This window comes from Sphingomonas sp. S6 (assembly GCF_043498045.1).
Lineage (GTDB): Bacteria > Pseudomonadota > Alphaproteobacteria > Sphingomonadales > Sphingomonadaceae > Sphingomonas.
The window spans coordinates 174,389-197,356 of the sequence record NZ_JBIEOE010000004.1; the positions used below are offsets into that span (position 1 = coordinate 174,389).

Annotated in this window: 21 protein-coding genes; 3 read left to right on the forward strand and 18 right to left on the reverse strand. The window is 68.6% G+C overall.

What is annotated here, in order from left to right; translation table 11 throughout:
• Window positions 1-87: 87 nt before the first annotated feature.
• The 5 genes from ACGVWT_RS08590 to ACGVWT_RS08610 all read right to left on the reverse strand — a co-directional run bounded on the left by ACGVWT_RS08590 (window position 88) and on the right by ACGVWT_RS08610 (window position 5,875).
• A complete protein-coding gene (locus ACGVWT_RS08590) occupies window positions 88-1,326 on the reverse strand; it encodes an MFS transporter (RefSeq protein WP_315460906.1) in 1,239 nt (412 codons plus the stop codon).
• A complete protein-coding gene (gene nhaA / locus ACGVWT_RS08595; RefSeq protein WP_315460905.1) occupies window positions 1,313-2,506 on the reverse strand; it encodes a Na+/H+ antiporter NhaA in 1,194 nt (397 codons plus the stop codon). The genes ACGVWT_RS08590 and nhaA overlap by 14 nt, the downstream gene beginning before the upstream one ends.
• Window positions 2,503-3,717, reverse strand: a complete 1,215-nt coding sequence (locus ACGVWT_RS08600) for an MFS transporter (protein WP_315460904.1) — start codon at window positions 3,715-3,717, stop codon at window positions 2,503-2,505. Before ACGVWT_RS08600 ends, nhaA begins: the two co-directional genes overlap by 4 nt.
• Before the next feature lie 207 nt (window positions 3,718-3,924).
• Complete coding sequence (locus tag ACGVWT_RS08605) at window positions 3,925-5,505, reverse strand: lysine--tRNA ligase (protein ID WP_315460903.1); 1,581 nt, start codon at window positions 5,503-5,505, stop codon at window positions 3,925-3,927.
• 58 nt (window positions 5,506-5,563) lie between these two features.
• Window positions 5,564-5,875, reverse strand: coding sequence for a hypothetical protein (locus tag ACGVWT_RS08610; protein WP_116460229.1), 312 nt, complete (start codon window positions 5,873-5,875; stop codon window positions 5,564-5,566).
• 136 nt (window positions 5,876-6,011) lie between these two features.
• Here ACGVWT_RS08610 and ACGVWT_RS08615 point away from each other — a divergent pair, with 136 nt between their 5' ends.
• The 3 genes from ACGVWT_RS08615 (at window position 6,012) to ACGVWT_RS08625 (ending at window position 10,447) form a co-directional block, all read left to right on the forward strand.
• Window positions 6,012-8,741: an ATP-dependent DNA helicase gene (locus ACGVWT_RS08615; RefSeq protein ID WP_315460902.1), complete on the forward strand. Its 2,730-nt coding sequence runs from the start codon at window positions 6,012-6,014 to the stop codon at window positions 8,739-8,741.
• Window positions 8,738-9,277: a histidine phosphatase family protein gene (locus ACGVWT_RS08620; protein ID WP_315460901.1), complete on the forward strand. Its 540-nt coding sequence runs from the start codon at window positions 8,738-8,740 to the stop codon at window positions 9,275-9,277. The genes ACGVWT_RS08615 and ACGVWT_RS08620 overlap by 4 nt, the downstream gene beginning before the upstream one ends.
• A 69-nt stretch (window positions 9,278-9,346) precedes the next feature.
• Window positions 9,347-10,447, forward strand: a complete 1,101-nt coding sequence (locus tag ACGVWT_RS08625; protein WP_315460900.1) for an AI-2E family transporter — start codon at window positions 9,347-9,349, stop codon at window positions 10,445-10,447.
• Between the two features lie 147 nt (window positions 10,448-10,594).
• Here the strand turns inward: ACGVWT_RS08625 and ACGVWT_RS08630 are convergent, their stop codons facing one another.
• The 13 genes from ACGVWT_RS08630 to ACGVWT_RS08690 all read right to left on the reverse strand — a co-directional run bounded on the left by ACGVWT_RS08630 (window position 10,595) and on the right by ACGVWT_RS08690 (window position 22,877).
• Window positions 10,595-10,960 carry a hypothetical protein gene (locus ACGVWT_RS08630; protein ID WP_243402806.1) on the reverse strand — a complete coding sequence of 122 codons (366 nt, stop codon included), beginning with the start codon at window positions 10,958-10,960 and terminating at the stop codon, window positions 10,595-10,597.
• Between the two features lie 85 nt (window positions 10,961-11,045).
• Complete coding sequence (gene ftsH, locus ACGVWT_RS08635) at window positions 11,046-13,025, reverse strand: ATP-dependent zinc metalloprotease FtsH (RefSeq protein ID WP_116461338.1); 1,980 nt, start codon at window positions 13,023-13,025, stop codon at window positions 11,046-11,048.
• 74 nt (window positions 13,026-13,099) lie between these two features.
• Complete coding sequence (gene tilS / locus ACGVWT_RS08640) at window positions 13,100-14,125, reverse strand: tRNA lysidine(34) synthetase TilS (RefSeq protein WP_315460899.1); 1,026 nt, start codon at window positions 14,123-14,125, stop codon at window positions 13,100-13,102.
• Window positions 14,088-15,032, reverse strand: a complete 945-nt coding sequence (locus ACGVWT_RS08645; protein WP_315460898.1) for a tol-pal system YbgF family protein — start codon at window positions 15,030-15,032, stop codon at window positions 14,088-14,090. Before ACGVWT_RS08645 ends, tilS begins: the two co-directional genes overlap by 38 nt.
• A 76-nt stretch (window positions 15,033-15,108) precedes the next feature.
• On the reverse strand, window positions 15,109-16,092 hold the full coding sequence (locus ACGVWT_RS08650) for a RodZ domain-containing protein (protein WP_315460897.1): 984 nt from the start codon (window positions 16,090-16,092) through the stop codon (window positions 15,109-15,111).
• Window positions 16,093-16,194: 102 nt separating this feature from the next.
• Window positions 16,195-18,468, reverse strand: a complete 2,274-nt coding sequence (ptsP, locus tag ACGVWT_RS08655) for a phosphoenolpyruvate--protein phosphotransferase (protein WP_116460236.1) — start codon at window positions 18,466-18,468, stop codon at window positions 16,195-16,197.
• 225 nt (window positions 18,469-18,693) lie between these two features.
• The gene (ruvB, locus tag ACGVWT_RS08660; protein WP_315460896.1) at window positions 18,694-19,722 is read right to left on the reverse strand and encodes a Holliday junction branch migration DNA helicase RuvB; all 1,029 of its coding nucleotides are present in this window, start codon (window positions 19,720-19,722) and stop codon (window positions 18,694-18,696) included.
• Window positions 19,719-20,024: a type II toxin-antitoxin system RelE/ParE family toxin gene (locus ACGVWT_RS08665; RefSeq protein WP_315460895.1), complete on the reverse strand. Its 306-nt coding sequence runs from the start codon at window positions 20,022-20,024 to the stop codon at window positions 19,719-19,721. The genes ruvB and ACGVWT_RS08665 overlap by 4 nt, the downstream gene beginning before the upstream one ends.
• Window positions 20,017-20,268 carry a type II toxin-antitoxin system ParD family antitoxin gene (locus tag ACGVWT_RS08670; RefSeq protein WP_315460894.1) on the reverse strand — a complete coding sequence of 84 codons (252 nt, stop codon included), beginning with the start codon at window positions 20,266-20,268 and terminating at the stop codon, window positions 20,017-20,019. Before ACGVWT_RS08670 ends, ACGVWT_RS08665 begins: the two co-directional genes overlap by 8 nt.
• A gap of 42 nt (window positions 20,269-20,310) precedes the next feature.
• On the reverse strand, window positions 20,311-20,907 hold the full coding sequence (ruvA, locus tag ACGVWT_RS08675; protein ID WP_017980432.1) for a Holliday junction branch migration protein RuvA: 597 nt from the start codon (window positions 20,905-20,907) through the stop codon (window positions 20,311-20,313).
• Complete coding sequence (gene ruvC, locus ACGVWT_RS08680) at window positions 20,904-21,410, reverse strand: crossover junction endodeoxyribonuclease RuvC (protein ID WP_315460893.1); 507 nt, start codon at window positions 21,408-21,410, stop codon at window positions 20,904-20,906. The genes ruvA and ruvC overlap by 4 nt, the downstream gene beginning before the upstream one ends.
• Window positions 21,411-21,564: 154 nt before the next feature.
• Window positions 21,565-22,308 (reverse strand): YebC/PmpR family DNA-binding transcriptional regulator, encoded by a 744-nt coding sequence (locus tag ACGVWT_RS08685; protein ID WP_017980430.1) that lies wholly within the window; start codon window positions 22,306-22,308, stop codon window positions 21,565-21,567.
• A 29-nt stretch (window positions 22,309-22,337) separates the two neighbouring features.
• Window positions 22,338-22,877: a DUF1003 domain-containing protein gene (locus tag ACGVWT_RS08690; RefSeq protein ID WP_116460241.1), complete on the reverse strand. Its 540-nt coding sequence runs from the start codon at window positions 22,875-22,877 to the stop codon at window positions 22,338-22,340.
• Between the last annotated feature and the right edge of the window lie 91 nt (window positions 22,878-22,968).

A 22,968-nucleotide genomic window follows, 5' to 3' on the forward strand; every position in this document is an offset into this window, starting at 1 on the left:
AAGTCTCCCAGACCTGCGAGCATATCCCCCCATTCCGGTGGGAATAGAAAGAAAAGCTTTGCCGCTGCCAAGATGCGCCCGGTTCGGTCAGGCCGCGGGCAGTCCGGGTCCGTTCGTTTCGGGCACCGGCAACGGCGGTATCCGGGTCAGTAGCAGCGCCACCACCAATGCCAGAGCCGCGAGGATCAGGCAGAACAGCGTCACCCCCGGCCAGGCACTGCGGCTCCACGCGATGCCGCCAGCCGAGCCCAGCACGCTCGATCCAAGGTAATAGAAGAACAGGTAGAGCGCGGCGCCCTGACCGCGATTACCCGCCGCGCGCCGCCCGACCCAGGCGCTGGCGATCGAATGCGCGCCGAAGAAGCCGATCGTCACCAGCGCGATGCCGACGACGACCAGCCACAGCGGCGTTGCCGCCGCGACGGCGATGCCCGCGATCAGCACGACGATCGGCAGCCAGAACACCCGCCGCCGCCCGACTCGGCCCGCAAAGCCGCCGAACAGCGTGGAGCTCACCGATCCCAGGATATAGAGCAGGAAGACCATGCCGACCGCCGCCTGACTGAGGCCATAAGGCGGCGCGATCAGGCGGAAGCCCGCGTAATTGTAGAGTGTGACGAACAGGCCCATCAGCAGGAAGGCTTCGGCATAGAGCAGCGGCAATGCCCGGTCGCGCAGCAAGGTCGCGACACCGGCGAGCGGGGTGCGCGCGGTGCTTGCGACGAAGCGACGCGACGGCGGTGCCAGCCGGCGAAACGCCTCCGCCATCACCACGCCGGCGAAGCCGACGCCGCCCAGCGCCCATCGCCAATCCGCAACGTCCGCGATCAGGCTGGCGATCAGCCGCCCACCCATGCCGCCCAGCGCACTGCCGGCAATGTACAGCCCCATCGCCGCACCCACCGTCGCCGCATCCACCTCTTCGGCGACATAGGCCATCGCGACCGCCGGTACGCCCGCGAGCGCGAGTCCGGTGAGCAGCCTGAGCGCGAGCAGTGCGTGCCATCCCGGCGCCACCGCCGCGGCGAGCGTCAACAGCCCCGCCGAAAACATCGCGGCGATCATCAGCGGTCGCCGCCCGATCCGATCGGACAGAATGCCCGCGAACAGGATGGCGACCGCCAGCGGTCCGGTCGCGAGCGACACGGCCAGCGATGCGCCCTCGGCACTCAGCGCATAATCGTGCGCAAACAGCGGCAGCAGCGGCTGAACGGCGTAGAGCAGCGAAAAGGTCGAAAAGCCCGCGAACAGCATTGCCAGCGTCAGCCGGCGATAGGCGGGCGTGCCCAGCGCAATGGGCGCGATCGCCGCGTCAGCGGGCGGCATGCGCCCGGCGTCCCGCGATCACCAGCACCCCGGCGCCGGCCAGTGCCGAAGCGATCGAACCGGCGAGCACGCCGATCTTCACCGCATCCATCTGCGCAGGCTCGGCAAAGGCGAGGCCACCGATGAACAGGCTCATCGTGAAGCCGATGCCGGCGAGGAGCGCCATGCCGTACAGCTGCCCCCAACTCACCGCCGTGGGGCGACGCGCGATCCCCAGCCGGTCGGCGCCCCAGATCGCGGCAAGGATGCCGGTCTGCTTGCCCAGGAACAGGCCGAGCGCGATGCCGAGCACCAGCGGCTGAGCGAACGTCTCCAGCCCGACGCCGGTCAGCGACACGCCCGCATTGGCGAAGCCGAACAGCGGCACGATGGCAAAGGCGCTCCACGGATGCAGCGCATGCTCCAGCCGGTGGAGCGGCGACTCCGCCTCGTCACGGCGCATCGGCACCAGCATGGCGGTGGCCACGCCGGCGATCGTCGCATGCACGCCCGATTGCAGTACGAACAGCCACAGCGCGGCCCCCACCAGCAGATAGGGCCACAGCGCCATCACCTGCCGCCGGTTGAGGACGTAGAGCACCAGCAGCGCAAGCCCCGCGCCGGCCAGCGCCAGGACGCGGATCGAATCGGTATAGGCGATGGCGATGATCGCCACCGCGCCCATGTCGTCGACGATGGCGACAGTGGTCAGCAGCAGCTTGAGCGACGAAGGCACGCGCGATCCGAGCAGCGCCAGCACCCCGATCGCGAAGGCGATGTCGGTCGCGGCGGGGATCGCCCAGCCGGGCTGCAATCCCGGCGCATCGCCCGCAACGAGCAGGAAGACGAGTGCCGGCACCGCCATCCCCGCGACCGCGGCGATGAACGGCAGCCGCCGCCGGTCGGCGCTGGCCAACCGGCCGCCGACGAACTCACGCTTGATCTCCAGCCCGACGAGCAGGAAGAACAGCGCCATCAGCCCGTCGTTGATCCACAGATGGACGGTCATCGGGCCCAGGGCGGGCGCGAGTGTCGGGCCGATCTGCGCGTGCAGCAGCGCCTCATAGCCGTGCGCCGTCGCCGGCCAGTTGGCGGCGATCATCGCCAGCGCGGCGGCGGCGATCAGCACGATCCCGCCCGCTGCCTCTCCATGCAGAAAGGCGCGCAGCGCGTGGCGGCGACGGGCGGGGACCTTGGTCATCCCGTCTGACGTAACGGCTCGCGCCCTGCTGGCAAGCCGAACCCGCCACGCTCGATGGCGAACGAGACCGCCCAGATCGCAAAGCCGCCCAGCGCCAGGCCGGCGCCGACCAGTCCCGTCGACGTCCAGCCGAGCCCGCCCGCAATGGCCAGGCCGCCCAGCCACGGGCCGATCGCATTGGCGGTGTTGAACGCCGAATGGTTCAGCGCCGCGGCCAGCGCCTGCGCGTCACCCGCCACGTCCATCAGCCGCGTCTGCAGCACCGTGCCCAGCGCACCGCCCAGGCCGATCGCAAAAACGTCGGGGATCAGCGTCCACAGGCTTCCCGCACATAAGGGATAGACCGCCAGCGACGCCGCCGACCACAGCAGCAGCGCGCCGGCCGTCGGCATCAGCGCCCGGTCGGCGAAGCGCGGCACGATCAGGTTGCCGATCGTCATGCCGGCGCCGAACACCGCCAGCACGATCGGCACAGTCTGCGGTGCCACGCCGGTGACGTCATGCAGCGTCGCGGCAAGATAGGTGTAGACCGCGAACATGCCACCAAAGCCGATCGCGCCGGTGCCCAGCGTCAGCCACACCTGCCGTCGTTTGAGGGCGCCCAACTCGCGCAAGGGGCTGGCGCTGCGATCGGGCTTATCGACGGGTGCCAGCAAGGCGACGAGGCTCGCGGTGGTCAGCGCGAGCAGTGCGACAAGGGCGAACACCCAGCGCCAGCTCGCCATCTGCCCCAGCCAGGTCGCGACCGGTACGCCGACGATCGTCGCGACGGTCAGGCCCAGCATGACGCGCCCCACCGCCTGCGTCCGCTGCGCGGTCGGTACCAGCGACGCGGCGACGAGCGAGGCGATCCCGAAATAGGCGCCATGCGGCAGGCCTGCGAGGAATCGGAACGCGAGCATCCAGCCATAGGATGGCGCGAGGGCGGACAGCGTGTTGCCGATCGCGAACAGCGCCATCAGCCCGATCAACAGGCTGCGCCGCGCCATACGGGCCGACAGCACCGCGATCGTCGGCGCGCCGACCACCACGCCCAAGGCATAGGCGCTGATGATATGCCCCACGGTTGGGGCATCGATGCCGAGCCCGCGGGCGAGGTCCGGCTCCAGGCTCATCGCCGCAAATTCGGTCGTCCCGATCGCAAACCCGCCGACGGCGAGCGCGAGATGGACGAGGCCGGGATGCGCCTCGGCAGTTTGTCGTAACGTCATGAATGCTGCCCTAACCGGCCTTGCTGCAGTGCAGCAAGATCAATGGTCAAGGGCGCGGCGTAGTTCCGCTTTAGTGTGCCAGAACGAGCGAAGATTCAGCCCATTTCTCCCTCGCGTCAGCGGTGGAGGAGGGGGCGTTTCCGCAAGCACGACTTCCGCCGCATAGCCACCTCCGCCGCCAAGCGGCGCCACCGCGGCCGGTTGAACTCAGGCCGCTTTCGCCAGCGCCTCGGCGATCAGCGTCCGGCTGTTCTCCACCCCGTACAGCGCGATGAAGCTGCCCATGCGCGGGCCCTGTTCGGACCCCAGCAGCGTCTCGTACAGCGCCTTGAACCAGTCGCGTAAGCTCTCGAAGCCGGCGGTCTTGCCGATCTCATAGACGACGTTCTGGATATCCTCCGCGCTTGCGTCGGCGGGCAGCGCGGCGAGATCCGCGTCCAGCCGGCGCAGCGCTTCCACCTCGACGCCCTCGGGCGCACGGCGCTTCAGCGTCGGCGCGACGAAATCGCGGGCATAGGCCAAAGCATAGCCGATCAGCCGGTCGAGCTCGGGATCACGCTCCGGCGTCGCGTCGGGCACATAGTTGCGCAGATAGCCCCACACCTGCTCCTTGCTCGCTTCGCCCATCACGCCGACGAGATTGAGCAGCAGGCCGAACGTCACCGGCAACGTCGCGCTGGGCACCGTGCCGTCGTGGATATGGTGGACGGGGTTGCCCAGCTTCTGTGGCAGTTCCTGCGTCGGGTAATTGCCGCGGAACTGCCAATAATCGTCGACCGCGCGCGGGATGACGCCGAAGTGCAGCGCCTTCGCCTTCTTGGGTTCGCGATAGGCGAAGAACGCCAGACTCTCCTCAGGACCATAGGTCAGCCACTGGTCGAGGCTGAGGCCGTTGCCCTTGGACTTGGAGATCTTCTCGCCCTTTTCGTCGAGGAACATCTCGTAATTGAAGCCCTCGGGCGGGCGCCCGCCGAGCACGCGCGCGATCTTCGACGATTGCGTCACCGAATCGATCAGGTCCTTGCCCGCCATCTCGTAATCGACGCCGAGCGCCACCCAGCGCATCGCCCAGTCGACCTTCCATTGCAGCTTCGACATGCCGCCCAGCGCGGACTGGACGATCCGTTCGCCGCTCTCGTCGGTGAAGGCGATCGTGCCGGCGTCGGCGTCGATCACCTCGACCGGCACCTGCAGCACGACACCGCTCGTCGGGCTGACCGGCAGGACGGGCGAATAGGTCTCGCGCCGTTCCGCCCGCAGGGTCGGCAGCATCACGTCGAGGATGCCCTGATAGTGCCGCAGCACGCCCTTGATGGCGTCGTCGAACTTGCCGCCTTCGTAGTATTCCGTGGACGAGGCGAATTCGTAGTCGAAGCCGAACCGGTCGAGGAAGGCGCGCAGCATCGCATTGTTGTGTGCGGCGAAGCTGTCGAACTTGCCGAACGGATCGGGGATGCGCGTCAGCGGCTTGCCGAGATGCTCGCGCAGCATGTCGCCGTTGGGGACATTGTCGGGCACCTTGCGCAGGCCGTCCATGTCGTCGCTGAACGCGATCAGCCGCGTCGGCTGGTCGCTCAATGCGTGGAAGGCGTTGCGCACCATCGTCGTGCGCAGCACTTCGTTGAACGTGCCGATATGCGGCAGGCCCGACGGGCCATAGCCGGTTTCGAACAGGATCGGTTCGCCGCCCGGCTTGCCGTCCGGATAGCGTTTCAGCAGCTTGCGCGCCTCTTCTAACGGCCAGGCCTTGGAGTCGAGAGCGGCGGAACGCAGATCGGTATCGGTCATGATGCGCGCCGGACTAGGGTTCCAACGCGCATCCCGCAACACCTTGGATCGCGGCGCGTCAGCGACACCGATGCTTGGCGGTGATCGTGCGATCGATCGCACGGCCGGCAAAGGCACCGCCGACGCCGCCCGCGATCGTGCCGAGCGCGCCATGGCCGAGCAGCGAATTGCCGACGAGCGCACCGCCGACGCCGCCCGCCACCAGGCCCGTCGTCCCGCTCGAATAGCGGCAGCCGTGCGCGTAGCGATAGCCGCGCTCATGCGCGTAGCGGTGGTGATGCCGCTTGGCCTCCGCCTTGCTGACCGGCAGCGCGACGCTGGCGGGCAGGACGAGCGCGGCGGCGGTAAGCGCGAACAGCATATGGCGCATGATATATTTCCCTTTCGTGTCGAACGATGTCTGCCGAACGAGCGATAAAGGGCGCGGTTTCATGAATGCAGGATGACGTCCGTCGCGCACGGGTTGGCGAGTTGCCATTCCGTTCCGGTGGAGTACAGCGGCACCGGTGATCCCTTATCCCGCCCTCCACGCCAGTCATGGCGGCATCTGGATCGCGACCGCGGAGGGTACGCGGCCGATCGGGCGCGGCGAAGCGATCCGCATCGCGGCGGATACGCCCGTGATCCTGCTCAACGCCGCATTAGTCGCACAGCGGCTGGGCTACCCCGAGCTGTCGGGGCTCGACCTGCTCGAACTGTTCGCCTTCCTCCACCCCGCGCGGTTCGCGGTGCCGACGCCCAAGGGCCTCGCGCGGGCGGTCGATCTGTCGCCACCGACGCGCGACGAGGATGTCGCCGCCTTCCTGCGCGAGGCTGCCGCGGCCCTGCTGGCCGTACCGGAAGGCGACTGGCCCGAGCGGGAGGGCGCGTGGACCGCGGTGCAGTCGCTCGGCCGGCTGCGCTGGCCCTGGGCACCTGCGATCGGCCCGCTGATCGCCAAGCCGCGTGTCAACGAACGCTGGCTGTTCGCCGCTCTGCCCGAATGGGAGGAGCACGCCCCGCGCCCTGCGCCACTGTCCGCGACCGTCCCGCCCGGCGATGCCGAGTCGCGACTCCACGCCCTCACCGGCGCGGGCGCCGAGGAGCGGACCGGCCAGCGCGCCTTCGCCGCCGCCGCGACCGAAGCGTTCGCCCCACGTGCGATGCGCGACGCGCCCAATATGGTCCTTGCCGAGGCGGGGACGGGGATCGGCAAGACCCTGGGCTATCTCGCCCCCGCCTCGCTCTGGGCCGAGCGCGCAGGCGGCGCGGTATGGATCAGCACCTATACCAAGGCGCTGCAACGCCAGCTCGCCAAGGAAACCGAGCGCGTGTTCCCCGACGCCACGGTGCGCCGCGAGAAGGTGGTGACGCGCAAGGGGCGCGAGAATTACCTGTGCCTGCTCAACCTGGAGGATGCGTTGCAGGGCGGCTTTGCCGGCCGTGCCGCGATCCTCGCCCATCTGGTGGCGCGCTGGGCGGCGTATAGCGCGGACGGCGACATGGTCGGCGGCGACCTGCCCGGCTGGCTGCCGACGCTGTTCCGCCGCAACGGCCCGGCGGCGCTGACCGATCGGCGCGGCGAATGCGTCTATGCCGGCTGCCCGCATTACCGGAAGTGCTTCATCGAACGCGCCGCGCGCGCCTCCGCCGACGCGGACATCGTCATCGCCAACCATGCCCTCGTCATGGTCAACGCCGCGCGCGGCCGCGAGACGACGACGCGCCCGACCCGCTACGTCTTCGACGAAGGCCATCACCTGTTCGAAGCCGCCGATTCGATGTTCGCCACCGCGCTGACCGGGCAGGAGACGATCGAGCTGCGCCGCTGGATACTCGGTCCTGAAAGCGGCGGGCGCGGCCGGCGGCGCGGGCTGCAGGCGCGGCTGTCCGATGTGGCGAGCTACGACGAACAGGGCGGCATCGCGATCCAGGATGCGGTGGAGGCGGCACGCAATCTCGCCAGCGACGGCTGGCTGGGGCGGATCGCGGAAGGCGCGCCCTTCGGCCCGATCGAGCATCTCCTCGCCGCGGTGCGCGGTCTCACCTATGCCCGCGCCGAACAGCCGGGGGACGCCGGCTATGGCCTCGAAACCGAGCTCGCCGAACCAACCCCCGAATTGATCGAAGCGGCCGCCCCCGCTGCCGCCGCGCTCGACGCCTTGGTCCGCCCGCTGGTGACGCTCGGCCGCCGGCTCGAAGCCGTGCTGGCGGAGGCGCCCGACTGGATGGACGGTCCGGCACGCGCGCGGATCGAGGGTGCGATCGCCTCGATCGGCTGGCGTGCGGAGACGGTGGCGGCGTGGCTGTCGCTGCTCGCGCGCGTCGGCGGCCCGGCCGATCCCGACCATGTCGACTGGCTTGCGGTCGATCGCGTCGAGGGGCGCGAATATGACATGGGCCTGCACCGCCACTGGCTCGACCCCACGCGCCCCTTTGCCGAGGTGGTGCTGAAGCCTGCGCACGGCGTGCTCGTCACCTCGGCGACGCTGACCGGCGGCGGTGACTGGCCCACCGCGGAGGCCCGCGTCGGCGCGCCCCATCTCGCCCGCGCACCGTCGCGGTTCGAGGCGGCGAGTCCCTTCGCCTATGAGCGCCAGGCCGAGGTGCTGATCGTCACCGACGTCAAGCGTGGCGACCTGCCCGCGCTCGCCAATGCCTATGCGCGGCTGATCGTCGCGGCGGGCGGCGGCACGCTGGGGCTGTTCACCGCCATCCGCCGCCTGCGCGGTGTCCACGGCCGCATCGCCGACCGGCTGGCGCGCGAGGGCCTGCCCCTCCACGCGCAACACGTCGACCCGATCGATACGGGCACCCTGGTCGATATCTTCCGTGACGATCCCGCCGCCTCGCTGCTCGGCACCGACGCGCTGCGCGACGGCGTCGACGTGCCGGGATCGTCGCTACGCCTCGTCGTGATGGAGGGCGTGCCCTGGCCCAAGCCGAGCGTGCTCCACGCCGCGCGACGGCTGGCGGGGGGCGGTTCGGCCTATGACGATCGTATCGTCCGCGCGCGCCTCGCCCAGGCGTTCGGCCGTCTCATCCGCCGCGCCGACGATTCGGGCGCGTTCGTCATGCTCTCCGCCGCAATGCCGTCGCGGTTGCTCGCCGCCTTCCCACCCGGCGTGGCGGTGACCCGCGTGACGCTGGACGAGGCGGTGGCTCGGGTTGGCGCGCGAAGTGGCGGGCGGCTTTCCTTGTCGGCTGCGATCGGGCATGAGGCGCGCATCGCGGTCGAGGACGGAGACGCCGGTTGAAGACGCTGACGCTGCTGCGCCACGCCAAGTCCGGCTGGGACGATCCCGTCGCCCGTGATTTCGACCGCCCCTTGAACGACAAGGGCCGCCGCGCCGCGCAGACGATGGGCCGGCATATGCGCGACGAGGGCCTCGTCTTCGACCATATCGTCGCCTCGCCGGCGGTCCGCGTGATGGAGACGCTGGACGCGATCGCCAGCGGCTATGGCCGCAAGCTGGAACCGGTGTGGGAACGGCGCATCTACCTCGCCTCTGCCGCGACGTTGCTCGACGTGGTGCATGAGCTGCCCGACGCGGCGGCCCGGGTCCTGATGGTCGGCCACAACCCCGGCCTTGAAGATCTGGCGATGCTGCTGGTGCCTTTGAGTGATGGTGGGTTGCGCGATCGGCTGGAGGAGAAATATCCGACCGCGACGCTCGCCGAGATGGCGACCGGGGTGGAACGCTGGCGTGAGGTGGCCGAGGGGCAGGCGCGGCTGGACCGCTACGTCCGCCCGCGCGACCTCGATCCTGCGCTCGGCCCCGACGAGCGGTGACGGACCCGAAACGGTCCTGACGGGTTTTGTCCCCGTCCCGCAGTCGGCGGGGGTGCAGACGGGGGCGATATGATCGACAGGCGACGGCTGGAATCGGGGGGACTGATCGTCTTCCTCGTGGCGGTGAGCGTGGGCTTGCTCGCGATCGTGTCGTCGTTCATCGGCGCGCTGCTATGGGCGGTGCTCGCCGCGATCCTGTTCCAGTCGCTGTTCCAATGGCTGCTCAAGCGCTGGCCGGGGCATCGCAACCGGGCGGCGGCGGCGACGTTGCTCATCATCTTCGTTGCGGTGATCATCCCGACGCTGGCGATCGGCGGCATGGTGATCGACCAGACCGCTGGTGTCTATGCCAAGGTGCAAAGCGGCCAGATCGACTTCGCCAGCTACTTCAAGCAGGTGCATGACGGCCTGCCGCAATGGGTGCAGCGCCCGCTCGATCGCTCGGGTCTCGGCAGCTTCGACAATGCGCAGGCCCGTATCGTCGAGGCGGTGCGCTCTAGCTTCCGCGGCATCGCGTCGCAGGCGCTGTCGATCGGCCGCAACACGGCGGCGTTCCTGCTCGCCTTCGGTGTCGGCCTCTACGTCACCTATTTCCTGCTGCGCGACGGCGACCGGCTCGCCCCCAAAATCCGGGACGCGCTGCCGCTGGAACGTGCCGTAGCCGACCGGCTGCTCGGTCGCTTCGTCGCGGTGGTGCGCGCGACGATCAAGGGCTCGGTGCTCGTCGCGCTTGCGCAGGGCGCGCTGGGTGCGATCACCTTCTGGATCGTCGGTCTGCCCGCGGCGCTGCTGTGGGGCCTGCTGATGGCCCTGGTCGCGCTGCTGCCCGCGGTGGGGCCGGCCCTCGTGTGGGGGCCGGTCGCGATCTATCTGCTGGCGACGGGTGCGATTTGGCAGGCCGTGGTCGTGATCGTCTCGGGCGTCGCGGTGATCGGTCTGGCCGACAACATCCTCCGTCCGATCCTGGTCGGCCGCGACACGGGCATTCCCGACTGGCTGGTGCTCGTGACGACGCTGGGCGGCATCGAGGTGGCGGGGCTCAGCGGCATCGTCGTCGGTCCGCTGGTTGCCGCGCTGTTCCTCACCGGCTGGCAAATCCTGACCGACGAGCGTGAGGGGCGGCGGGTGACGGCCGGCCCCAACGCCGCGGATGCACCGCGGGACGATTGAGGCCGCAAGCCGACGTCATCCCCAAGCCGACGTCATCCCAGCGAAGGCTGGGATCTTGCGGTAACAGCACGCCGCGCCAACCGCGCAAGGCCCAGCCGAGGGTAGGCGTCAGGTGCGGACGTCACCAACCAGGCGAAGGCAGCCCGTTCAGCACGGATAAGTCTTCGCCAGCACTCGCGCATAGCCGTCCTTCAGCGGCAGCTTCTTTTCCGCCGGCGACAGCGCATCCAGCCCGCCCAGCATCTGGAGGATGCCGATCGATTGGCCATCGGGGATGCAGGCGATCGGCGGCTTGCCCGCGGCGACCCGCGCCGCCCCCTCCGCACGAAGCTGGCGCGTCGCGGCATCGGCTTCCGCCTTCAGCACCGGATAGTCGGGGTTGGTCAGGGCGGTGAACGGGTTCGCGCGTAGAGGCGCAGCCTTGGCCAGGAAGGTGCCGACGCTCATCGCGGCAGCGGCAGGCGTGGCGAGGCCCAGCGAAACGGCAAGGGCGATCAAAGGCTTATACGACAACGGCGGCACTCCGAATGGGAATGCCGCCGCATAATCGGATCAAACTGACAGCGGCCTGAACCGCCCCCCGCCTCTGTCGTTCGGATCAGGCGCCGAGCGGTGCCGGATTGCCGAACGGCCCGCCCGGACGGCGCGTCTTTGGGATCGAGGTGCCGGCGCGCGGCACGCTCGCCTTTGGCCCTGACGGATCGCTGCGGCCGATCTCTTCACCGGCGATCAGCTTCTTGATCTCGTCGCCCGACAGCGTCTCATATTCGAGCAGCGCACCGGCCAGCAGATGCAGCTGGTCGACATGGTCGGTCAGCAACTGCTTGGCACGGGTCAGGCCGCCTTCGACGATGCTCTTGATCTCGTCATCGATCAGCTGCGCGGTCGCATTGGACATGCGAACCGGCTGGCTCGACGAATAGCCGAGGAAGCTTTCGCCTTCGGGCTGGGCATATTCGACTGGGCCGACCTTGTCCGACATGCCCCATTTGGTGACCATGTCGCGGGCGAGACCCGTAGCGTACTGGATGTCGCCGCTCGCGCCGCTCGACACTTTGTCGTAGCCAAAGATGATCTCTTCGGCGACACGCCCACCCATCGCCACGGCGAGGTTCGCGTACATCTTGTCGCGATGGTAGCTGTAGCTGTCGCGCTCCGGCAGGCGCATCACCATGCCCAGCGCACGACCGCGCGGGATGATCGTCGCCTTGTGGATCGGGTCGGAAGCCTGCTCGTGGATCGATACGATCGCGTGGCCCGCCTCGTGATAGGCGGTCATGCGCTTTTCGTCCTCGGTCATGACCATGGAGCGCCGCTCGGCGCCCATCATCACCTTGTCCTTGGCCTCTTCGAACTCGGCCATCGCGACCAGGCGCTTGCCCTTGCGCGCGCCCATCAGCGCGGCTTCGTTGACAAGGTTGGCGAGATCGGCACCCGAGAAGCCCGGCGTACCGCGCGCGATCGTGCGCGCATCGACGTCGGGCGCCAGCGGCACCTTCTTCATATGAACTTCGAGGATCTTCACGCGGCCCTCGATATCCGGCCGCGGTACGACGACCTGGCGGTCGAAGCGGCCCGGACGCAGCAGCGCGGGGTCGAGCACGTCGGGGCGGTTGGTCGCCGCGACGATGATGATGCCCTCGTTCGCCTCGAACCCGTCCATCTCAACGAGCAGCTGGTTGAGCGTCTGTTCGCGCTCGTCGTTGCCGTTGCCCAGGCCCGCGCCGCGATGGCGGCCGACCGCGTCGATTTCGTCGATGAAGACGATGCACGGCGCGCTCTTCTTAGCCTGTTCGAACATGTCGCGGACACGGCTCGCGCCGACGCCGACGAACATCTCGACGAAGTCCGAACCCGAAATGGTGAAGAACGGCACCCCCGCCTCACCCGCGATCGCGCGGGCGAGCAAGGTCTTGCCGGTACCGGGCGAACCGACCAGCAGTGCGCCCTTGGGAATCTTGCCGCCCAGTCGCGCGAACTTCGACGGGTCCTTCAGGAAGTCGACGATCTCGGTCAGCTCGGCACGCGCCTCGTCGATGCCGGCGACATCGTCGAACGTGACCTTGCCTTCCTTCTGCGTCAGCATGCGGGCGCGGCTCTTGCCGAACCCCATCGCGCCGCCGCCGGTATTCTTCTGCATCTGCTTGATGACGAAGAAGGCGATGCCCAAGAACAGCAAGAACGGCAGCGACTGATACAGCAGCACCATCCACACTGACGTGCCCTCATCGGGCTTGGCGGAGATCGTCACGTTCTTCTGGCGCAGATGCGGCACCAGCGTCGGATCGCTGATCGGATAGGTGCGGAACTTCTCGCCGCTCGTATAGGTGCCGGTGATCATGTCGCGGCTGATCGCCACGTCCTTCACCGTACCTTCGTCGATCTGATCAAGGAATTTCGAATAGGCGATGGTGTTGCTGTTCGCGGCGCTGGTGCGGCCATCGAACATCGTCACGAACAGACCGAGCGCCAGCAGGATGCCGACCCAGATCAGCAGGCTCTTCATCCAGGGGCTGCCGCCGCCGTTGCCGCCATCATTCCCGCCGTCGCCGCGCGGCTGCTTGTCGTTGTCGTTCATGGGGTGCCTTTCACCGCACAAGATAGGCGCATGGAGGTTAATGGCAATGGAACACCCCGGCGGAATTGCGCCGATCAGCCGGCCGGCGACGACGAACGCCGCGGCGGGGCGGGGCGGAAACGCCATTCGGGCCCGTGCGGGCTGGCGATGACCCCCGCCTGCGTCGCGCGTCGCCCGGACATGAGCGCATCGAGTAACGCCTCGATATTCGCCGATTCGCTCCATTGCGTGGTCGCGACGGCATGGGTCGCGATCACCTCTCCGATCGCGCGGCGCGCCAGCCGGCGCAGCACCTCGCGCGGCAGATCGGCGGCGTCGAGCCGGATGCTCGCATCGAGGATGCGCACGCGCGTGCCCCACAGCCAGTCGACGATGGCGCGCAGATCGCCGTCCGCCTCCGCCAGCGCGGTCGCCGATCGGGCGAGCTGGGGCGGGCCGAGCCACTCATTGCCCTCGATCAGCCGGCGGAAGCGCGTACGATCATGCGCCGGATCGTGGTTGCTGGGATCGTCGATGAACGGCACGTCGGCGCGCCGGACGATCGCGCGCAGCTCCGCGCGGCGCCATTCGAGCAGCGGTCGCACGATCGTGACCCGGTCCACGGTCGCCCGCGCGCGCACGCCGGCCAGCCCCGCGATGCCCGATCCGCGCGCGGCACGCATCAGGAAGGTTTCGGCCTGATCGTCGACGTGATGCGCCGTCGCGATCGCATCGACCCCCAGCGCGCGCGCGTGATCGGTCAGCAAGGCATAGCGCGCGCGCCGTGCCGCCGCCTGGAGGCTCGCACCGCTGATCGGTTCGGCGGGCGTCAGTATCGTATGGGGCACGCCGATCGCGCGGCAGTGATCGGCGACCATCGCCGCCTCCGCCGCCGCCTCCGCGCGCAAGCGATGGTCGACGGTCGCGACATGCACTCCCTCGACCCCGCCGGCCCGCGCCAGCGTCAGCATCGCCATGCTGTCCGGCCCGCCCGAGACGGCCAGCAGGATACCGCCGCGCGGGGCGTGCCCCAGCGCGCGGATCAGGTCGTCCCGAAACCGCTGGCCCTCCGGCCCTGCGGGATCACTGGCATTTGGCGGCGGTGCGGCCCTTTTCGACATTCGCCTTCATCTGGCTGGAGATCTTGCTGCCGTACACGTCGGTCAGCTCGCCATATACCTTGCACGCATCCGCCGGCTTGTTGAGCTTCATCAGCGCCTGCGCGAGATAATACAGGCTTTCCGGCGCGCGTTCACCGTCCGGCATCTTCTTGTAATTGTCGTAGAACGCCATGGAAGCAAGGCTGGGCTTGCCCTCGTCCAGATAGGATCGGCCGAGCAGGTTCTGCGCATAGCTGGCGCGGCGGTGCTTGGGATAGGTGGCGACCACCTTCTTCAGCTGCGCCTCGGCCTGCGGATATTGCTTCGCCGCCCACAGGCGATAGCCGTAGAGATAGTCATCCTCGGGCGCGTCGCCGGTCGAGGGCTTTTCCACCTTCGCCGCAGTGGCGGAGGGCGCGGTGTCGCCTGCGGCGGCGACCGCGGTGGAGGTCGGCGTCTTCGCCGGCGTACGCCCGGGCTTGGCCGGCGTATCGCTCGCCGCCGTGTCGCCGATCAGCGGCGCGGAGGCGGGGGTTTCGGCCAGCGCCGGCGTGCTCGCCATCGCCTTCAGCTTGGCATCGGTGCTGCGCTTGTACGCATCGAAGGCGTCCTGGAGCTGGCGGACCTTATAGCCGTTCTGCTCGATCTGGTCGGTCATCGAGGCCATCTGGCTTTCGAGCGCGGTCACGCGGCTGGTCAGGTCGGCGACGGCGCTGGTCGCGGGCACGCCGCCGATCTGCTGTGGCGTGTCGGGACGCGTAATCTCTGGCTGGAGATACTGGCCGGCACCGCCCGGGAAGACCTTGCGCTGCACGGCGCGCATTTCGCTTTCCAGCTTGCCGACGCGGCCTTCGACATTGCTTTGTGCCGATGCGGCGACCGGCGTCAGGATGGTGGCGGCAGCGAGCGCCCAGATGATCGTACGCATGGATGTGGCGCCCCCCGGCGCAGCCTTGGTTAACACGAAACGAGTCATAGCTGCATTGCCATGCCTGTCGCCAGCCTTAAGGCGCGGAAGAATTACCTGTCGTTACCGGCGGTGGCGTCGGCGCCGTCTCGGCGGACTGCAGGTTCGCCCGCTGCGTCTCGCTGGTCGCGGGACGATCGGCGCGACGCTCGTTGCGCCGGGTGGCGCGCTCTTCGCTTGAGCGCGTCGCGCTCGTCGCGGTGGCACTCGGCGTCGCCGTCGGCGCCGGGGCGCCGGACAGGCGGGCGGCGATCGCCGCGCCGCTGACGCGCACGTCCTTGATCGCGCGCGATCCGTCGCCCAGCGGCGGGATGGCGGTGCCGTTCAGCGTCACGTCCAGCTTGTCGGGTCGGCCGACGTTGATCTTGGGATCGTTGGCGGTCGCCGGCACCGCAAAGGTTTCGCCCGGCTTCATAGTGCCGAGGTACAGCGTCTTGTTGTCGGCGTCATAGACGCGCAGCCACACCTCGTCCTTCGCGGTCAGAACCACCTGCCCACCCGTGGGCGCGGCCGGTGTCGCGGCGGCGGTGGGACGGGGCGTCACCGCCTGCGCGACCACCGCATCCTGCGCGGCGGGCGGCGTGGTGCCGTGCTGCTGGAACAGGTTGGTGCCATACCACAGGCCGACCAGGATCAGGACGGCGAGCGCGATGCCGACGCCCAGCACAGCGACGCCGCGCGACGGCACGCGCGCCGGATCGGCGGTTTCATAGGGCACATATTCGGGCTGGCGCGGCCCCATCCGGTCGAGTTCGCGGCGCAGGTCGGCGGCAAGCTCCACCTCGTCCATGCCCACCGCGCGAGCATAGGCCTTGGCGAAGCCCATCGCATAGGTGGGCGAGGGCAGGGCGCCATAGTCGCCCGCCTCCAGCGCCTCCAGATGGCGCTGCGGCACGCGGGTGCGTGCGGCGATCTCCGCCAGGCTCAGGCCCCGGCTGTCCCGCGCAGCACGCAACCGATCGCCCGGCCGGGCCGGTTCGACGGGGGTGGGGGCAGGCTGGCCGGATTCGACCTCGTCCATTCGTATCTCCGGGGGAGGGGCGTTTGCGGATCGCTGACGGGCGGGACATTCCCCGATGGACTGCTGCAAGTCAACGCGCCCGAAACCCTATTCGGCGAGGTTTCAGGCCATGTCGACGCCTTGCGAGGCCGCCCAATCACTTAGCGCGGCGCGCATGTCGCGCGGCGGCCGGGCGATCAGCTCGGTCACGAACGTGCGGACCGCGTCATAGTCCAGGCTGCGCACCATCGCCTTGATCGGGCCGATCGCGGCGGGGGTGATCGACAGGCGATTGATGCCCAGGCCGATCAGCGCCATCGCCTCCACCGGCCGCCCGCCCATCTCGCCGCACACGCCCAGGTCAACGCCCGCCTCGCGGCACGGTCCGACGACCCGCGACAGGAATCGCAGGATCGACGGGCTCAGCCAGTCGTAGCGTTCGGCAAGCCGCGGGTTGGCGCGATCGGCGGCGAACAGGAATTGCGTCAGGTCGTTGGTGCCGACCGACAGGAAGTCGAGATCGGGCAGCAGCAGGTCGAGCTGCTCGGCAAGCGCAGGCACTTCCAGCATCGCGCCATAGCGGATGCCGGTCGGCAGCCGGCGGCCGCGTGCACCCAGCCATTGGCGCTGCGCCTCGAACAGCGCCTTCGCTTCGGCGAACTCCCAGGCCTCGCTGACCATCGGGAACATGACGTTGAGCGTGCGGCCTGACGCCGCCTCGATCAGCGCGCGCGCCTGCACCTTCATCAGGCCGTCGCGATCGAGCGCAAGGCGCAGGGCGCGCCAGCCCATCGCTGGGTTTTCCTCGTCGGCATCGGCCTTGTTGAGATAGGGCAGCGCCTTGTCGCCACCGATATCGACGGTGCGGAAGATTACCGGGCGATCCCCGGCGGCGTCCATCACCTCTTTGTACAGGCGCTGCTGGCGTTCGCGCTGGGGCAGCGTCGCGGACACAAGGAACTGGAATTCGGTACGGAACAGGCCGATGCCGTCCGCCCCCGTCGTGTCGAGCGCCGCGACATCGTCGCGCAGGCCGGCATTGACCATCAGCGTGATGCGATGCCCGTCCTTCGTCACCGGCGGCACGTCGCGCAGTGCGGCAAAGGCGGCCTTGCGCTTCTGGCGCAGCGCCAGCTTCGCCTCGAACGCCTCTTCCATCCCGCCCGACGGCCGGACGAACACGTTGCCCGCCACCGAATCGAGCAGCAACAGGTCGCCCTCGGCGATCTGGCGGCGCACGTCGCGTACGCGGCCCAGCACCGGCACGCCCATCGCCCGCGCGACGATCGTGACGTGGGCGGTCAGCGACCCTTCCTCCAGCACCACGCCCTTCAACCGGCGCTTGTCATATTCCAGCAGCTCTGCCGGCCCCAGATTGCGCGCGATCAGGATCGTGTCCTGCCGCAGCCCCAGCTGCGCGGCGGTGCCCATCTGGCCCGACACGATGCGCAGCAACCGGTTCGACAGGTCCTCCAGGTCGTGCATGCGATCGGCGAGCAGCGGATCGTCGATCTGGCGCATGCGCTGACGCGTACGCTGCTGCACGCGCTCGATCGCGGCCTCTGCGGTCAGGCCACTGTCGATCGCCTCGTTGATCCGCCGGGCCCAGCCTTCATCATAGGCGAACATCTTATAGGTCTGCAGGACCTCTTCATGCTCACCGCCGACGCCGAACTCCGCCTCGCGCGTCATCCGGTCGATCTGTTCGCGCATCTTGTCGAACGCGGCATAGACGCGGTGGCGCTCGGCGTCGGTGTCCTCGGCGACGGTATGTTCGACGACGATGCGCGGCTGGTGGAAGACGGCATAGCCCGACCCCATGCCCTCGACCAGTTTCTGCCCCGGCAGGCGGATCGCCGCAGTCGACTTCTCGCGCCCGCTCGCGCCCGCCGCCGTATCGATCAGCCCGGCATTGGCGATCAGTTCGGACAGCACCATCGCGACCGTCTGCAACGCCTCGATCTCGACGTCCTGATATTTGCGCTGCTCGCTGTGCTGCACCGCGAGCACGCCCACCGCGCGTTCGCGCCGAATGATCGGGACGCCGGCGAAGCTGTGATAGCGTTCCTCGCCCGTCTCGGGCTTATAGGCGAAGTCCGGGTGGCTCGCGGCTTCGTCGAGGTTGAGCACCTCGACATCGTCGGCGATCGTGCCGACCAGGCCTTCGCCCAGCGCCAGCTTGGTGACGTGGACCGCCGCCTGGTCCAGCCCGCGTGTCGCGAACAGTTCCAGCACGCCTTCGCGCAACAGATAGATCGAACAGACCTCGCTATCCATCGCCTCGGCGATGATGCCGACGACGGCGTTCAGCTTCGCCTGCGCCGGGTTGCGCCCGGCCATGACGTCGTGAAGGCGGGTGAGGATTTCGCGGGCGGAGGCGACGGCCGAGCTGGGCATGACGCTAGGGCTAACAGATGCCGCGGGCGGGTGCCACGCAACATTGTGTTTGCGCCGGCATCAAAGTCCTCCCCCGCCAGTGGCAGGGCTTGGGTCCGATCCATCGTGGCGAAACCCGCCGTCATCCCAGCGCAAGCTGGGATCTCCCCGTTATAGCGCGCGTCAGGAACCGCCAGAGACCCCAGCCTGCGCTGGGGTGACGGTCGCGGCGATGCTGATCACCCGCTACGGCGCATCGAACAACCCGTCCTGACTGCCTACCGGCGGGTTGAGCCCCAGATGCTTCCACCCGCCCGCGTTCAGCACGCGCCCGCGCGCGGTGCGGGCGACGAGGCCGAGCTGGATCAGATACGGCTCGATCACCTCTTCGATCGTGTCGCGCGGTTCGCTGAGACCCGCGGCCAGCGTCTCCACGCCCACCGGCCCGCCACGATAGATGTCGGCGATCATGTGGAGGTAGCGCCGGTCCATCGCGTCGAGTCCCAGCGCATCCACCTCCAGCCGGTTGAGCGCGCGATCGGCGGCGATCCGATCGACCGTCGGCGTGCCGGCGACATTGGCAAAATCGCGCACCCGGCGTAGTAGCCGCCCGGCGATCCGCGGCGTCCCGCGCGCGCGCCGCGCGATTTCGGTGGCGCCATCGGGCGCGATCGCCAGATCGAGCAGCCCGGCGGCGCGCGTCACCACGCGGGTCAGCTCCTCGACCGTATAGAATTGCAGGCGGACGGGAATGCCGAAGCGGTCGCGCAGCGGCGTCGTCAGCAGCCCCTGTCGCGTCGTCGCGCCGACGAGCGTGAAGCGCGGCAGGTCGATGCGCACCGAACGCGCCGACGGCCCCTCGCCGATCATCAGATCGAGCGCGCGGTCCTCCATCGCGGGGTACAGCACCTCCTCGACCGCGGGCTGCAGGCGGTGGATCTCGTCGATGAACAGCACGTCGCCGTCCTCGAGATTGGTGAGCAGCGCGGCAAGGTCGCCGGACTTGGCGATCACCGGGCCGCTGGTCGCACGGAAGCCCACGCCCATCTCGCGCGCGATGATCTGCGCCAGCGTCGTCTTGCCGAGGCCCGGTGGCCCGAAGAACAGCACATGGTCCAGCGCATCGCCGCGCCCCCGCGCCGCCTCGATAAACACGCGCAAATTCTCGCGAGCCGCCTGCTGCCCGACGAAATCGTCGAGGCTCTTGGGGCGCAGCGCAGCATCCACGTCTTCCGGACGGCGGCTGGCGGTGAGGAGGCGGTCGCTATCGGTCAATGCTTATCTCGCAGCGCACGGCGAACGTCGCGGGCTTGATGGATGATACGGTCGATGACGACATCGTCGCCGATTACGCGATAAAGGATACGATGGGGGCGATAGGACAGGCTGCGGACGTTCCCAGGCTCGAACTCCGGACGCGGCGTTCCGGCGCGAGGGCTGCCCGACAGCACCCGAAACAGACGTTCGAAGCCGTCCATATACGATGACGAAGCGGCGATACCATAATCGCGGATACCGTTCGCTCTAATTTGCCGGAGGTCTTGTACCGCAGCCGTGCTGATACGCAGCTTACCCATGCGGGTCGGTGATCTCCGCGATGATCTCGCGAAGCACATCCTCCGGCTCGCGGTCGATGATGCCCGATGCGATCCCCTCATCGATCAGGGCCTGCACGCGCTGTACGTCAGCCACGTAGGCATCCTGGTCCCGCTCGATCAGATCACGCACATAGGCAGCCTGGTTCGCAAAGCCTTCAGCCGATACGCGGCCATCGACATATCGCTCGAGATCAGCCGGCAGAGAGACGTGGAGCTGTGCCATGTTCCCGATATAGTCCCATTCGCCGGGACCGTCCAGCAAGGGTTACTTCGCCGCCTTGCGCAGCGCCAGCCGCACCAGCGCGTCGAGCGTTGCGCCCGGTCCCAGATCCTCCTCCGCCGCACCCACCGCGTTTGCGGCCTCGGCGGGGCGGAAGCCCAGGTTGAGCAGCGCCGACACCGCATCCGCGCTGGCACCGACCGGCACCACCTGCGCCGCGGCGGCGGGGCCCAAAGCCACCGTTCCCACCTTGTCCTTCAGCTCGCGCACGATTCGTTCGGCAAGCTTCGGGCCGACGCCGTTCGCGCGTGCGACCATCGCCTTGTCCTGCGCCGACACGGCACGCGCGATCTCCTGCGTATCCAGCGCCGACAGGATGGCGAGCGCGACGCGCGATCCCACCCCCTGCACGCCGGTGAGCAGGCGGAACCAGTCGCGCTCTTCGGCCCGCGCGAAGCCGACGAGGCGGATCGAATCCTCGGCGACCAGCATCTCGGTGTGCAGCATCGCGGCCTCGCCGACCGGGCCGATCGCCGCGAGCGTACGCGCCGAGGCGCCGACGAGATAGCCGACGCCGCCGACGTCGATCACGGCATGATCGATGCCCGTCGAATCGAGCCGGCCCTTCAGATGCGCTATCATGCGGTTACCTTAGCGCGGCGCGCCATACCCTGGGCAGAGGCAAGATGATGCGCATGCGTAATCGCCACCGCCAGCGCGTCGGCGGCGTCGGGTCCGGCAAGCTTCGCGCCCGGCAGCAGCACGGCCATCATCGCCTGGATCTGCCGCTTTTCCGCGCCGCCCGTACCGACCACCGCCTTCTTGACGGTCGAGGGGTGATATTCGCCGATATGCAGCCCCGCGCCTGCCGCGGCGAGCAGCACGACGCCGCGCGCCTGCCCCAGCTTCAGCGTCGACTGCGCATTGGTGTTGCCCAGTACCTCTTCCACCGCCGCGCCGTCGGGCCGCTCGGCAAGGATCACGTCGACCAGCGCTGCATGCAGGTTCGACAGCCGGCGCGGCAAGGGCATCGACGGATCGGTCTTGATCTGGCCGTTGGCAATATGCCGCAGTCGGTTGCCATCGGCATGGATGACGCCCCAGCCCGTCGTGCCGAGACCGGGATCGAGGCCGAGGATGATCACAACACTTCCTCCCTCGTGCAGCGGGGGAGGGGGACCATGCGTAGCATGGTGGAGGGGGCGGCGGCGCAGCCGCCGTTCCACGGCGGCCCCCCTCCACCACTCGCCTCCGGCGAGCGGTCCCCCTCCCCCGCTAAAGCGAGGGAGGACCGGATCATTAGCCCAGCTTCTCCATCACCTCGTCGGACACTTCGTAATTGCCCCACACGGTCTGCACGTCGTCGTCGTCGTCGAGCGCGTCGATCAGCTTGAACAGCGTCGCGGCGTCGGCTTCGGTCACGGCGACCATCGTCTGCGGGCGCCAGGCGAGCTTCGCGCCTTCCGCTTCGCCGAGCACCGGCTCCAGCGCCTTGGCGACTTCGTGCAGATCGGCCTGCGCGGTCCAGATTTCGTGGCCTTCCTCGGTCGAGGTCACGTCCTCGGCGCCGGCTTCCAGCGCCGCCTCGAACACCTTTTCGGCGTCGCCCGCACTCGCGGGATAGTTGATCAGTCCGACGCGATCGAACGCATGGCTCACCGAACCGCTCGCGCCCAGGTTGCCGCCGTTCTTCGATACCGCGGTGCGCACGTTGGTCGCGGTGCGGTTGCGGTTGTCAGACAGCGCCTCGATGATCAGGCTGACGCCGCCGGGGCCGAAGCCCTCGTATCGGATTTCCTCGTAATTTTCGGTATCGCCCTTCGACGCCTTGTCGATCGCGCGCTGGATATTGTCCTTGGGCATCGACTGCGCCTTGGCGGCGTTCACCGCGGCGCGCAGGCGCGGGTTCATGTCGGGGTCGGGCAGACCCATCTTCGCCGCCACGGTGATTTCGCGGCTGAGCTTGGAAAACATGCCCGAGCGCTTCTTATCCTGCGCGCCCTTGCGGTGCATGATGTTCTTGAACTTGGAATGGCCTGCCATGGATGCCTCTAGCGGATAATCCCGTGCCCTTACGCCGCGGACGCCGCATTCGCCAGCCTGTCGATCTTTTCCTCCAGCGCCGTCAGGCGATCGAGGATCACGCCGTCCAGCTTTTCGTGCAGGCGCAGGATGTCGAGCTCCGCACGCAAATTGGTCTCATAGTCCAGGCTGGCGGCCAGCCGGTCCTTCGCCGCCTGGCGGTTCTGGCTCATCATGATGACCGGTGCCTGGATCGCGGCGAGCGTCGAGAGCATCAGGTTGAGGAAGATATAGGGATAGGGGTCGAACGCCGCACCGAAATGCGCGAGCACGTCCGAATTGAGCAGCATCCAGCCGAGCAGCACGACGGTGAAGCTGATGATGAAGCCCCAGGACCCGCCGATCGCCGCGACCTTGTCGGCCAGCCGGTCGCCGACGCTGGCGCGGGCATCGGCCTCGTCGGCGGCGTCGCGACTGACCAGAGTGCCGCTTTCGATACTGTCGAGAACGCGCCGTTCTTCGGCATCGAGCGCGTGTGCGGGCTTGCGCAGCAGCCGCAGGGCGAGGTCGGCGAACGGGATCTGGGCCATGATGGGCGTCCTCGCGCAGGGATAGCGGAATCGGATCGGCCCGTACTGGCCCGGTCGCCATGGGGCAACCGGGCGCAAACCGCTTGCCCGA